15 protein-coding genes are annotated in these 12,419 nt (G+C 63.6%); 6 read left to right on the forward strand and 9 right to left on the reverse strand.

The window, feature by feature from the left end:
* Positions 1-3: 3 nt before the first annotated feature.
* Both ORS3428_RS25870 and ORS3428_RS25875 read right to left on the reverse strand, forming a co-directional pair.
* Positions 4-1,038, reverse strand: a complete 1,035-nt coding sequence (locus tag ORS3428_RS25870) for an aspartate-semialdehyde dehydrogenase (protein WP_071101125.1) — start codon at positions 1,036-1,038, stop codon at positions 4-6.
* A 288-nt stretch (positions 1,039-1,326) separates the two neighbouring features.
* Positions 1,327-2,397, reverse strand: a complete 1,071-nt coding sequence (locus tag ORS3428_RS25875) for a glycosyltransferase (RefSeq protein ID WP_244508101.1) — start codon at positions 2,395-2,397, stop codon at positions 1,327-1,329.
* Positions 2,398-2,400: 3 nt separating this feature from the next.
* Between ORS3428_RS25875 and ORS3428_RS34330 the strand changes: the two genes are divergently transcribed.
* Both ORS3428_RS34330 and ORS3428_RS25885 read left to right on the forward strand, forming a co-directional pair.
* Entirely contained in the window at positions 2,401-3,564 is a 1,164-nt protein-coding gene (locus tag ORS3428_RS34330; RefSeq protein WP_338011961.1) for a DUF805 domain-containing protein, read from the forward strand.
* Between the two features lie 72 nt (positions 3,565-3,636).
* Positions 3,637-4,293 carry a DUF805 domain-containing protein gene (locus ORS3428_RS25885; protein ID WP_071101128.1) on the forward strand — a complete coding sequence of 219 codons (657 nt, stop codon included), beginning with the start codon at positions 3,637-3,639 and terminating at the stop codon, positions 4,291-4,293.
* Here the strand turns inward: ORS3428_RS25885 and ORS3428_RS25890 are convergent.
* The 6 genes from ORS3428_RS25890 to leuD all read right to left on the reverse strand — a co-directional run bounded on the left by ORS3428_RS25890 (position 4,283) and on the right by leuD (position 8,914).
* Positions 4,283-4,774, reverse strand: coding sequence for a GNAT family N-acetyltransferase (locus tag ORS3428_RS25890; RefSeq protein WP_071101129.1), 492 nt, complete (start codon positions 4,772-4,774; stop codon positions 4,283-4,285). The two genes, ORS3428_RS25885 and ORS3428_RS25890, sit on opposite strands and share 11 nt — an antisense overlap.
* A 4-nt stretch (positions 4,775-4,778) precedes the next feature.
* Positions 4,779-5,882, reverse strand: coding sequence for a 3-isopropylmalate dehydrogenase (gene leuB, locus ORS3428_RS25895; protein WP_071101130.1), 1,104 nt, complete (start codon positions 5,880-5,882; stop codon positions 4,779-4,781).
* Between the two features lie 196 nt (positions 5,883-6,078).
* Complete coding sequence (locus tag ORS3428_RS25900; protein ID WP_071101150.1) at positions 6,079-6,429, reverse strand: VOC family protein; 351 nt, start codon at positions 6,427-6,429, stop codon at positions 6,079-6,081.
* 64 nt (positions 6,430-6,493) lie between these two features.
* Positions 6,494-6,877: a RidA family protein gene (locus ORS3428_RS25905; RefSeq protein WP_071101131.1), complete on the reverse strand. Its 384-nt coding sequence runs from the start codon at positions 6,875-6,877 to the stop codon at positions 6,494-6,496.
* Between the two features lie 332 nt (positions 6,878-7,209).
* A complete protein-coding gene (locus tag ORS3428_RS25910) occupies positions 7,210-8,163 on the reverse strand; it encodes a hypothetical protein (RefSeq protein WP_071101132.1) in 954 nt (317 codons plus the stop codon).
* A gap of 145 nt (positions 8,164-8,308) precedes the next feature.
* Positions 8,309-8,914, reverse strand: a complete 606-nt coding sequence (gene leuD, locus ORS3428_RS25915; RefSeq protein ID WP_071101133.1) for a 3-isopropylmalate dehydratase small subunit — start codon at positions 8,912-8,914, stop codon at positions 8,309-8,311.
* Between the two features lie 282 nt (positions 8,915-9,196).
* Between leuD and ORS3428_RS25925 the strand changes: the two genes are divergently transcribed.
* The 4 genes from ORS3428_RS25925 (at position 9,197) to ORS3428_RS25940 (ending at position 11,018) form a co-directional block, all read left to right on the forward strand.
* The gene (locus tag ORS3428_RS25925) at positions 9,197-9,622 is read left to right on the forward strand and encodes a GNAT family N-acetyltransferase (protein WP_071101134.1); all 426 of its coding nucleotides are present in this window, start codon (positions 9,197-9,199) and stop codon (positions 9,620-9,622) included.
* 99 nt (positions 9,623-9,721) lie between these two features.
* Positions 9,722-10,042 (forward strand): ArsR/SmtB family transcription factor, encoded by a 321-nt coding sequence (locus ORS3428_RS25930; RefSeq protein ID WP_083355291.1) that lies wholly within the window; start codon positions 9,722-9,724, stop codon positions 10,040-10,042.
* Positions 10,039-10,488 (forward strand): SRPBCC family protein, encoded by a 450-nt coding sequence (locus tag ORS3428_RS25935; protein WP_071101135.1) that lies wholly within the window; start codon positions 10,039-10,041, stop codon positions 10,486-10,488. The genes ORS3428_RS25930 and ORS3428_RS25935 overlap by 4 nt, the downstream gene beginning before the upstream one ends.
* 38 nt (positions 10,489-10,526) lie before the next feature.
* On the forward strand, positions 10,527-11,018 hold the full coding sequence (locus ORS3428_RS25940) for an SRPBCC family protein (protein ID WP_244508102.1): 492 nt from the start codon (positions 10,527-10,529) through the stop codon (positions 11,016-11,018).
* 219 nt (positions 11,019-11,237) lie between these two features.
* On the opposite strand, the gene ORS3428_RS25945 is transcribed toward ORS3428_RS25940, so the two are convergent.
* Entirely contained in the window at positions 11,238-12,404 is a 1,167-nt protein-coding gene (locus ORS3428_RS25945) for an NAD(P)/FAD-dependent oxidoreductase (protein WP_071101136.1), read from the reverse strand.
* Positions 12,405-12,419: the final 15 nt, after the last annotated feature.

Raw genomic sequence — 12,419 nt, forward strand, 5'->3', positions numbered from 1 at the left:
AAACTAAGCCGCCTTCTTCTTCGGCTGGATCAGGCCCCGCTCCACCAGAAGCTCGGCGATCTGGATGGCGTTCAGCGCCGCGCCCTTGCGCAGATTGTCGGAGACGATCCACATCGACAGGCCATTGTCGATGGTCGAGTCCTCGCGGATGCGCGAGATGAAGGTGGCGTCCTCGCCGGCCGATTCGAGCGGCGTGATGTAGCCGCCGTTCTCGCGCTTGTCGAGCACTTGACAGCCCGGCGCCTCGCGCAGGATCTCGCGCGCCTCGTCCGCCGTGATCGGCTTCTCGAACTCGATGTTGACGGCCTCCGAATGGCCGATGAACACCGGCACGCGCACACAGGTCGCCGTCAGCTTGATCTTGGGATCGAGCATCTTCTTGGTTTCGGCCACCATCTTCCACTCTTCCTTGGTCGACCCGTCGTCGAGGAAGACGTCGATATGCGGGATGACGTTGAAGGCGATGCGCTTGGTGAACTTCTTGACGTCGACCTGGTCGGYGACGAAGACCGCACGCGTCTGCGTGAACAGCTCGTCCATGCCTTCCTTGCCGGCTCCCGAGACCGACTGGTAGGTGGCGACYACGATGCGCTTGATGGTCGCGGCGTCATGCAGCGGCTTCATCGCCACCACCAGCTGCGCCGTCGAGCAGTTCGGGTTGGCGATGATGTTCTTGCGCGAGAACAGCTCGATCGCGTCGGGGTTCACCTCCGGAACGATCAGCGGCACGTCCGGGTCGTAGCGGAAGGCCGAGGAATTATCGATGACCACGCAGCCCTGCTTGCCGATCTTGGGCGACCATTCCTTGGAAACATTGCCGCCGGCCGACATGACGCAAATGTCGGTGTCGGAAAWGTCGTAGGTGTCGAGCGCCTTGACCTTCAGCGTGCGGTCGCCGAAGGACACCTCGGTGCCCTGGCTGCGCCGCGAGGCCAGCGCCACGACCTCGCTCGCCGGGAAGCCGCGCTCGTCCAGAATGTTGAGCATTTCGCGGCCCACATTGCCCGTGGCGCCGACTACCGCAACCTTGAAACTCATCGAAATCTCCTGTCCCTCTCCRCTTTGTTGTTGGAGAAAACCCGCCGGCCTCATGCGGGTTCCGTCCCCCGGGCCGAACCCGGGAGAGGGTGGTTAGGCCAAGGGAATCACACCGTTTTGGTGGTGGTTTTGGCCATTGTTTTGCGGGAACGGACGGACGCGTCGAGGCGCCCGGCCCGATGCTGTGCTTCGTGGCTAGGGRCATCGAATGCAAGAAGAGCCATCAGAAGGCCGCGCATCGAAGACGATCCCGTTCGCTGCCGGCTTTTACGCGCTTTGCGTCAAGAGTCAATTGGCGCTCGCAGCCACTGCCCCGAGGCCGTCCTTTATCGCCGCCCAGCTCTCGGCAGGCGTCGTCGGCCGGTGCCTTTCAGCGATAAGCGTTGTCAATGAATGGCGCCAAACATGATCCTCCGMCATCCGGCGAATGGCGGYATACCAGCCRCTCTGATCGGTCGGATCGATCGCGGGCATCAGGCCGCCGGTCGCCTCGATCAGCGAAGGCGTGGTCGAGACGATGACCGGCACGCCGAAATCCAGGCATTCCGAGGCCGCATAGCCCCAGCCTTCGATATATGAGGGAAAAACGCCGAAGCTTGCGCCGCGATAGTAACGGATGAGTTCCTCGTCGCTGACCGGGCCGGTGAACAAGATCCGCTCCTTCAGCCGCGGATTGGCCTTCAGATAGGCGCCAAGTTCCTCGACCATCCAGCCCCAGCGGCCGACGCAGACCAGCTTCGGCAGTCTCACTCCTTCCTCGAGCGCCTGCTGCCAGATGCGGGCAAGCATGATGTGGTTCTTGCGGATCTCGACGGTCGAGCAATAGAGGACGAAGGGCTCGTCAACCTCGGGAGGCGACGTCACCTGCAGCTGCCCAGCCTTGGTGTAGAGGAGCGAGGGCATCGGAAAGCGATGGACTGCGGACAGATCGATGCCGGCCTTCCGCATATGGTCCTTGAGCATCTGCGCCGACGTGCCGGACGTGCAGACGGCTGCCGCTCCGCTTCGCGTCAGCGCTTCCAGATTGGGTCCGAAAGCCGCCTGCATTTTGCCTTTGYCGACCAGGTCCGGCCGCATAGTCGGGATCATGTCGTGGCAGAGGAAGGCGACCTTGTCGGGTCCGCCGCAAAACGCCGCTATCTTTTCGCCGACCATCAGCTGATTGCTGATCAGCACCGTTCGAGGTTCGACATTCTTGGTCGACTGCGCGGCATCAGGGCGAAGCAAACCGGCCCTGGGACGGGCTCGTCTGCAGAAACGCCAGGCCCGTAGCAGATGCTTCAACATCATGAAGGTGAAGCCGGTCCGGCCGTTGGTCACCATTCCTGCCAGCTGGCGATCGGCTTCCCTTTTGGCCATCGGATGGCGCCGCACGGCTTCGAATGCCTGCCGCAACGCTGCGGCGGGTTTCAGTCGCGGACGCTGCCGGAACGGCGCGACCTCGCTGACGCCCAGCTGTCCGATTTCGAAATTTTCGAGCGGCCGGAAGCGATGGCTCGAAAGGTTGAGCGTCACGACCTCGACATCCGGATCGGGATCGGCGAGCGCTGCCCTGATCAGAAAATCCTCGACCCGCTGAATCCCGGCCAGGGCGCCGCGCCAGGCCAGCAGGCCGGTGGCATCGATGCATATTTTCGGCCCGGTGCCATTGCTGTCTCGTGTTTCACCGGTTGGGATCGATTGTGTCTTGGTCATTCGCCGTCGATCGATTTCAGCCGGCGATTTTGGCCGGCAAAGTGGCATCGCTCTTGCCCGCCGGCGGGCACTCATGTCAAACCCTTGCACGGGAAAGAGTTCGGCGCCGGGGATGCGATGCGCGGCGAAGTCCTTCACTATGACGAGGAGCAGGGCTTCGGCTTCATCGCCGGCGCTGACGGAAAGCGCTACGGCTTCGCGCGCGAGGACCTGCGTCGCCAAATGGCGCTCTCCAAGGGCGCAGAGGTCGAATTCCAGCTGAATGGCGACCGGGCGACCAATATTTTTTTGGTTCGCGCCCGCGTGACCGGCCCGGCGGACAGCGCCCCTCCGGCCGCGCYGGCCGCCCATCCGTTGCCGGGCAGCCCGCCTGCGTCGCCGGCGCATTTTGGCCGCAGCGCCGAGAGTGGAACGCCGGAATCCACCGGCCTCTGGAGCTATTTCCGGCGGGGCCTGACGACAAACTACGTCAACTTCTCCGGCCGTGCCCGGCGCAAGGAATTCTGGGGCTTTTGCCTGTTCTGGGTGATCGGCCTCGCCGTCATCGTCGGCGTCGGACTCTCCGTGGATCTGTCGCGGGATGATTTCGAGGGGAGCGGCGACGTGCCGATCGTCATGCTCGGCCTTCTCGTGCTCTTCGTCCTGGCGACATTCCTGCCGTGGGTCGCGCTGATCGTGCGCCGCCTRCACGATCTCGGCCTGACCGGCTGGCTCGTGATCCTGTGCTTCCTACCCTATGTCGGCGGGCTCGCTACCCTGGTCTTCGCGCTGATCCCGACCCAGATCGGCGAAAACAAATGGGGCCCGGTGCCGGCCGGCGTCAAGATTTAGCGCGCCTCACGTGCATATTGCAATTTGATACAACCTTACATAGCATTGCAGCAGCGACGCGGAGGGGGAGCGATGCGCGGTACAGTATTCCATTACGACGAAGACCAGGACTACGGCTACATCAACGGGGTCGACGGCAAGCGCTATATGTTCACCCGCAGCGACCTGACCCGGGACATGGCCCTCGCCAGAGGCATGCTGGTCGAGTTCACGCCGGACGACAGGACGGCGCACAAGATCGTGGCGGTGAGATCAGCCMCATCGTCGGCGAACGGCGATGCGCCGCAGCGCAACCGCACCGTCGAAACCAGCTCCTCCAAGTCGATCGGACTCTGGGCCTATTTCCTGCGGGCGCTCGTCGTCGACTACCGCAATTTCACCGGCCGAGCCCGCCGCAAGGAGTTTTGGGCGTTCTATCTCTGGTTCTCCATCGTGTTTGTCGCGCTGTTCGGTTTCGGCATCCTGCTCAACCTGGCGATAAGCGGTTTCGACGACGGTCCGAGGACTTCGATCGGGCACATTCCAGTCTTGCTTTTCGTGTTGGTAGCAATCCTGCCGTCGATCGCGGTCGTCGTGCGGCGTCTGCACGACATCGGTCTGACCGGCTGGCTTGTCTTGCTTTGCTACACTCCGGCTTTGGGGGCCGTGGCCTTTCTCTTTTTCGGACTTGCTGCGAGTCAGGTCGGCGACAACCGGTGGGGGCCGATGCCGGCAGGCGTCAGAGTCTAGTGTCGGCGACGTTCTCGAGCGCCTTGCCGGAGAGCCTGAGGAATACCTTCTGACCGTGGCGCTCGGCGCCGAGCCGGTCGTAGAAGCGTAGTGCGCCCTCGTTCCAGTCCTCGGTGGTGAGGTCGATGCGGCCGATGCCCTTACTGAGACAATGGCCGGCGAGAAAACCGATCAGCGCGCGGCCGATGCCCTGATTGCGCGCGCTGTCGCGCACGAACAGGTCCTTCAGGAACATCAGCCGCTGGAGGTCGATGCCGGGATGCGCGATCGCGACCGATGCAAGCCCGGCGACCTGCCCGCCTGCAAAGGCCAGCGCGAAATGCGGATAGGCCGGGCTTTCGTCGCCGAGCCACTGCCTTGTCGTGGCAGCCGCCCGATTGTGATCGAGCGGCGCCTGCCGATAGTGCGCCGCCATCTCGCAAAGCACGGTGGCGAGCGCCTCGGCGTCCTTGGTCGTCGCCCAGCGGACGTCGACCGCCATTTGGTCAGCCCAGGAACTTGGCGATGATGGCGTCGCCCATCTCCACCGTGYCGACCTCGGTCATGCCCTCGGATATGATGTCCTTGGTGCGCAGGCCGTCGTCGAGCACCGCGGCGATTGCCGCTTCGAGCTTGTCGGCCTCCGCCACCATGCCGAAGGAATAGCGCAGGCACATGGCGAAGGAGGCGATCATCGCGATCGGGTTGGCGATGCCCTTGCCGGCGATGTCGGGCGCCGAGCCGTGCACCGGCTCGTAGAGCGCCTTGCGCTTCTTGGTCTTGGCATCCGGCGCGCCGAGGGAGGCAGAAGGCARCATTCCGATCGAGCCGGTGAGCATGGCGGCGATGTCGGAGAGCATGTCGCCGAACAGATTGTCGGTGACGATGACGTCGAACTGCTTCGGCCAGCGCACCAGCTGCATGCCGCCGGCATCGGCGAGCATATGGTCGAGCTTGACGTCGCTGTACTTCACCTTGTGCGTCTGGCTGACCACCTCGTTCCACAGCACGCCCGATTTCATGACGTTGCGCTTTTCCATCGAGGTGACGTGGTTCTTGCGGGTGCGCGCCAGCTCGAAGGCAACGCCCGAAATCCGCTCGATCTCGAACGTGTCGTAGACCTGGGTGTCGATGCCGCGCTTCTGGCCGTTGCCGAGGTCGATGATCTGCTTCGGCTCGCCGAAATAGACGCCGCCGGTGAGCTCGCGCACGATCAATATGTCGAGGCCCTCGACCACTTCCTGCTTGAGCGAGGAGGATGYGGCGAGCGCCGGATAGCAGATCGCGGGCCGCAGATTGGCGAACAGCTCCATGTCCTTGCGCAGGCGCAACAGGCCGGCTTCGGGGCGCACGTCGTAAGGCACCTTGTCCCATTTCGGCCCGCCGACGGCGCCGAACAGCACCGCGTCCGCCGCCATCGCCTTTTCCATGTCGGCATCGGAGATCGCTGCGCCATGCGCGTCATACGCTGAGCCACCGACCAGCCCCTCGTCCGTGGCAAAGCCGCTGCCGAGCTTTTCGTTCATGGCTGCAATCAGCTTCTTCACCTCGGCCATGGCCTCGGGGCCGATACCGTCGCCGGCGAGCAGGAAGAGATTTTTCGAAGCCATGGAAAACCGTCCGGGAAARAGTTTGAACCGCGGCCTTGCTAAACGTCAGGCGCTTGCTGCGCAAGGGGAGGAAGACGCCGCAGCGCCCCTTTGACCTGCCGGCCTTGCAGGACTTGGCCACCTCTCCCCCGCCTTTGGCGGGGGAGAGGAACCCTAGCTGGAACAGCGTCGCAACAGAGCAGGCCGCGAGAAACCCTCACCGATGCGAGAGAATATTCACCAAGCGCCCAAAAGGATCGCGGACATAGAAGCGCCGTACGCCCCAGGGCTCGTCGGCCGGTCCGTATTCGGCGGCGAAGCCAGCGGCCTTCATGGCCTTGAGGGCCGCGTCGACATCGTCGACCTCGATCGAGAGGTCCGGCACCGGCGTGCCCGAGCCGCCTTCGGCCATGAAGCTGACCTGGACGGTCATTGTCTGTTGCGAGCCGTAAGTGGCGATCCAGCCCATATCCATAAGCAGATCGAGGCCGAGGACATCCTGGTAAAAGCGCTTTGCCGCCGCAACGTCGGGCGTTWCGATGTTGGCGACAACGCGCCTCACCTTCACCATCGGYCGATCCTCGCCTCACGCCATCGTTGTGCCCAACGGCTTCGCACTTTGGCGACAGGCATCAAGYAGTGCGCCTGAGCGCCGTGACCTCGATCTCGATCTTCATCTCCGGCTTGTTGAGCTGGCAGACGATCATCGTCGCGGCGGGGCGAATGTCGCCGAAGGCCTCGCCGAGAATCGGAAAGACCAAATCAACAAAGGCCTGGTCGGTGATGTAATAATGCGCCCGCACTACATCGGCCATCTCGAAGCCGCCCTCGGCCAAAGCCTTGGCGATTGTTGCAAGGCAATTGCGCGTCTGCGCCTCGACCGTCTCCGGCATGGTCATGGTGGCATAGTCGTAGCCGGTCGTTCCGGACACGAAACACCAGTCCTCCTGCACCACCGCGCGCGAATAGCCGGCGGTTTTCTCGAAAGGGGAGCCGGTGGAGATGAGTTTGCGCATGAGAGCCTCGCGGTGGTTGCGGGTATTGTGCAATGGACGGCGGCAATCTGGCCATAGGCCAAGCAATGYGGATTTGAGGTGCAAAATCTCTTTGAGGCGGGCGGGACAGTACCCCCTCTGGCCTGCCGGCCATCTCCCCCGCAAGGGGGGAGATCAGCAGCTTCAGCGCCTCGCCTGTTCGTCCAACGTCGGAGATTGGCGAAGGTGGTCGATCACTCAATCTCCCCCTTGCGGGGGAGATGCCCGGCAGGGCAGAGGGGGTGCGAAGGATCACGGCGATGGCTATTTTCGGCCGGTACGCGACCTCACGGCCGGCAATACCGTGCAACAACCTAATTCCCTGACTTCTGCGCCTCGTCCAGGGCCTTCTTGATATCCGCCGGCCAGCTCTTCACGTCGGGCCAGGCTTGYGGTGCGCCATTGTCGCCGCGGCGGGCGAAATAGACCTTATGCTTTGCCGGGTCGACGGCCATGAAGCCGTCATTGCCGCCGCAGTCATGCGGCACGCAGCCGGTGGCGTAGAAGGCGCCGGACGCCGTCTTTTCGGTGCCGCCGCCGACCAGCAGGCTGGTCGCCATGTCGGGCATGTCCTTGCCGAGCAGCGCCTCGGCCGCCTTGTAGACGGCCACATTGTGGAAGGCGTCGATGATGTTGTCGTATTTCGACGGATCGACATTCTTCCAGTCGGTGCCGGGTTCAGGCGTGTAGGTGAGATTGCCGGAGGTCGTCAGGCCGCCGGTCGGCGACCATTGCAGCGCCGGCCTGGTCTCGCCGGGCAGAAGATAGGGCACGTAATAGATGGCGTTTTCGGAGACCGCCGCCGGCRGCGCGCCGCACTCGTCCTGCTCGACGGTGGCGGTCTTGATCTCGCCGCCTTCCGGCTTCCAGGCGATGACGCTCGCCGGGCCGCACTGGTTGCCGCCATCGCCGACGTCGAACAGCGCGACCTTGACGCCGCTGACCTCGACGATCTTTTCGAAGAAGACGTCGTAATTGCTGGCGAGCTGCTTGCCGTTATACGCAAGCACCTTCTCGCCATACTCTTCCTGCYGCGTGATGGTGAACTGACCGCCCTCGAAGGCGATCGGCCCCTGCTTTTCCTCGTCCGCCGCGGCCTGGTCGTCGCTGCCCGATCCCTGGTCCGTTGCGCCCTGGTCGGCGGCCGGCTGTTCGGACGCCGCGGGCGCCTGCTGCGTCGCCGGCGCGCTGGTCTGCGCATCGGCGCCGGCGGTCGCCAGAAGGATTGCCGCCGAAGCGCAGGCACCGGCCAGAAGCGAGCGTGTCATGACTGTCCGTCCCCTTCAGTCGCCGCGAGCACGGCCTGGAATGGCCTGGAGCGGCCCCCTGAACCGCTCCAAATATTTGGTTGAACAATTCCGGACGGTAATCCGCTTCACACTTTTCCTGGAATTGCTCTATCGGCCGTGCCGATCAGGCCCAGGGGCGCAGCTCGGCGTTCTTCTTTTCGAAGGATGCGATGGCGCCGGACTTTTCCATGGTCAGCCCGATGTCGTCGAGGCCGTTCAGCAGGCAGTGGCGCTTGAAGTCGTCGAGATCGAACTTGACCACCCCGCCGTCCGGTCCGCGGATTTCCTTYGCCTCGAGATCGACCGACAGCGTCGCGTTCGAGCCGCGCGAGGCATCGTCCATCAGCTTGTCCAGGTCTTCTGGGCTGACGGTGATCGGCAGGATGCCGTTCTTGAAGCAGTTATTGTAGAAAATGTCGGCGAATGACGTCGAGATCACGCAGCGAATGCCGAAATCGAGTAGCGCCCAAGGGGCATGCTCGCGGCTCGAGCCGCAGCCGAAATTGTCGCCGGCGACCAGGATCTGCGCCTTGCGATAGGCCGGCTTGTTGAGCAYGAAATCCGGGTTCTCCGAGCCGTCGTCCTTGTAGCGCATCTCGGCGAACAGGCCGGTGCCAAGCCCGGTGCGCTTGATCGTCTTCAGGTAATCCTTCGGGATGATCATGTCGGTGTCGATGTTGACGATCGGCATGGGCGCGGCGACGCCGGTGAGCTTGGTGAATTTGTCCATGGTCCTGCCCGTCTCGGTTCTGCGGGAATGCTGGCGCACGCTTTACACAAAGCGGCGGGCAAATGAAAGGCAACTGTTCGTGCGTGGTTTGGCGGCTACCCGGGCCATGCGAATGAGGTGGCGGACCCGCCCCGTCTCGACCGGGGGCCTCCAGCACAGAGCTGGCGCTCTTCCCCTGAGCTACGGACCGCCACCAATGTTGTATCACGCTGCGTGCTGGAACTGGAACACACTTCAAAAGCTGCTTCGCGATTGTGCTCCATTGGTGCAGTCTAGGCGATCATGGTTAAGCCCTCCAATGTCCTCTATGCCAGCGAGCCTGCGCTCGATGTCGCCGAATTTCGCCGCGTGCTGGTGGAGTCGGGCCTCGGCGAAACACGCCCCGTCGATGACGAAGTCCGCCTGAAGGCGATGCTCGGCAATGCCAGCCTGGTGCTTACGGCGCGCCTTGACATCGAGGGCGAGCCGCTTGTCGGCGTCGCGCGCGGCGTCACCGACTTTTCCTGGGTCTGCTATATCTCCGAGCTTGCCGTCTCGAAGGCGGCGCAAGGGCTGGGCGTGGGCCGGGGCCTGATGGACGAGGCGCGCCGCCAGCTCGGCCCTTCGGTCGCCATCAGCCTGATCTCGATGCCCGACGCTGTCGGCTTCTACGAGCGCATCGGCATGGCGCGCATGCCCGACGCCTTCTGGTTCGGCCGCAAGCGCTGATCCCCMCGCTTTTTGAATTCCCTGATCGGCTCACATCCAAGTGATTGCTCGATCTGTCGCGACGCTTGACATGCAACCAAATGGTTGCATATTAGAGCCATGAGCATGGATGCCGTCTTTCGCGCTTTGGCCGACCCGACACGCCGGCAATTGCTAGACAGCCTTTATGCCAGGAACGGGCAGACGCTGAACGCGCTCTGCGAACGGATGGACATGACGCGCCAGGCGGTGACCAAGCACCTGGCGATCCTGGAGGAGGCAAACCTCGTCACCACCGTCCGCAAGGGGCGCGAGAAGGAGCATTACCTCAATCCCGTTCCGATCAACGAGATCGCCGAGCGCTGGATCGGCAAGTTCGAGCGGGGGCGACTGGCTGCCCTTAGCGACCTGAAGAAGCGACTTGAAAGGGAAAAGCCATGAGCGACAACACCTTCGTCTATGTCACCTACATCCGCACCACACCCGAAAAGCTTTGGACAGCGCTGACCGACCCGGAATTCAACCGGCAGTTCTTCCTCTGYTCCTACCAGGAAAGCGACTGGAAGGTGGGCTCGAGCTGGAAGCTGATCTTCCCCGACGGCCGCGTCGCCGACTCGGGTGAGATCCTGGAGATCGACCCGCCGCGGCGCCTTGTCATCAAATGGCGCAACGAATGGATGCCGGAAGTGAAGGAGGACGGCTATACGCGCTGCACCTTCACCATCGAGCAGGACGGCGAGCTGATGAAACTCGCCGTCACCCACGAAGCCGACGGACCGCACAGACTGATCCCGAACGTCGCCAAGGGCTGGCCGCTGGTGCTGTCGAGCCTCAAGAGYCTGCTCGAGAGCGGCAAGGGTTTTGATCGCCCGCCCTCAAAGATCTGAAGCTTCGTTTCGATACCGAACCGTTTCTGGAGGTCGCGATGATGCTCCGGCATTGCTGGCCGCAGGCCATGGCGAATGGCGAGACGGCCATGGCCTCGGCCGAGATCCTTGCCGCTCCCGAGCGGGTCCTTGCCGCGTTCGTCACGGATGAGGTCGAGCGCTGGTGGGGCTCCGCCGACACCTACCGCATGACCGGCTGGGCCGCCGATCTTCGCGTCGGCGGCCGCTGGAGCGTTGTCGTGAGAACGGCCGACGCCAGGCGCCGTCCCGCAAGCGGCGCGTTTCTCGAAATCGAGATGCCGCGCCGGATCGTGCAGACCTGGCGCTACGATTGGGATCATCCGACGCTCGGCCGCAAGGAAACCACGGTCGCCTATCTTGTGGAGCCGATCGCCGCCGGCACGCGGCTCACCGTCTGCCACGGCGGTTTCGCCGGATTGGCGGATGCGGYGGCCGAGCATGCCGACGGCTGGACGCGGGTGCTGGGATGGCTGCAGGAGTATTTTGGTGAGGGAAGGCAGGCGGCTTAAGCAAGAAACGCCGCGTTCCTTCGCRCCCCCCTCTGCCCTGCCGGGCATCTCCCCCACAAGGGGGGAGATCAGACGTCGCGTCGGCTTTCGCCAATCTCGAACGTTGCAGAAATGAGCGAGGCGCCGAAACAGCCAATCTCCCCCCTTGTGGGGGAGATGTCCGGCAGGACAGAGGGGGGCGCTGTCCCTCCAGCGTAGCAGTGAGTCACCGTCACTCCCTCAAATCACATTCAGCTCCCGGAATGCCCTCCCCTCCGCTACGCGCCCGTACCCGAACGCGGTGCAGTCGATCGTGCGGTAGCCGCCATGCACGATGAGCTCTGAAAGCGCCTTGCCGACGGCCGGCGCCTGTTGCAGGCCGTGGCCGGAGAAGCCGTTGGCGAAGAGGAAGTTTTCGACCTCCGGATGCGGCCCGATCACCRCGTTCTGGTCGAGCGTGTTGTAATCGTAATGCCCGACCCAGGCGCGCGTCGGCTTGATCGCCTCGAAGGCAGGGATGCGGGTGGCGAGCACTGGCCAGATCACCTCTTCGAATAGCGGCCAGTTGACTTCGAAATCCTTCGGGTCGGGCGCGTGGTCGCCTTCCTCCGGTTCGGCGCCGCCGGTGAGGTAGACCGAGCCCTCCGGCCGCACATAGATGCCGGAGGGATCCACCAGCAGCGGCATGTCGGCATATTTCTCGCGCGCCTCGAAGACGAAGACGTTGCGCTTGCGCGGCTCGACCGGCAGCTCGAGCCCGGCAAGAGCCGCGACCTTGCCGGCGTTCGGTCCGGCGGCGTTGACGACGATGCCGGCTGCAAGTGTCTCGCCATTGTCGAGGGAGACACCGGTGACGCGATTACCCTCGCGCGCGATGCTTGCGACCGAGGCRGAGATGAAGTCGATGTTTTTGTCGCGCAGCGCCTTGCGGAACAGCGTCAGCAGCGCATGCGCGTCGAACCAGCCCTCGCCGGTGCGGCCATAAGCGCCGGCGGAAATACCCTCGGTCGACAGCCACGGGAAGCGGCGCGCGAGCTGCCCRGCGTCTTCGAGGACGATGTCGGCGCCCTCGGCGATCTGCGCTTCGTGGTTGGCCTTCAGGATCGGCAATCCGGCCTCGCCGGCAAGGATGAGATAGCCGCCCTCGCGGAAACCGATATCGGCGTCGGCGCCAAAAGTCTCCTTCAGCCGGCGGAACAGTTTCAGCGTGAACTGCGACAGGCGGATGTTTTCAGGGATGGAAAATTGCTGGCGGATCGAGGCCAAGGACAATGTCGTCGCCGCATTGGAGAACTGYGGATCGCGCTCGATGAGCGCGATGGAACCCGAAAACCCTTCCTCKCGCAGGTAATAGGCGACCGAGGAACCGACGATGGCTCCGCCGATGATGACGATGTCGTAGCGCACTTATCTCTCCGATCC

It is taken from the genome of Mesorhizobium sp. ORS 3428 (genome assembly GCF_001854785.1).
In the GTDB taxonomy this organism is placed as follows: Bacteria; Pseudomonadota; Alphaproteobacteria; order Rhizobiales; family Rhizobiaceae; genus Mesorhizobium.

What these genes read in the sequence shown, in the direction of transcription:
- ORS3428_RS25930 (WP_083355291.1), top strand. Translation starts at nt 9,722, where the DNA reads ATGAGCATGGATGCCGTCTTTCGCGCTTTGGCCGACCCGACACGCCGG.
- ORS3428_RS25925 (WP_071101134.1), top strand. Translation starts at nt 9,197, where the DNA reads ATGGTTAAGCCCTCCAATGTCCTCTATGCCAGCGAGCCTGCGCTCGAT.
- ORS3428_RS25890 (WP_071101129.1), bottom strand. Translation starts at nt 4,774, where the DNA reads ATGGCGGTCGACGTCCGCTGGGCGACGACCAAGGACGCCGAGGCGCTC.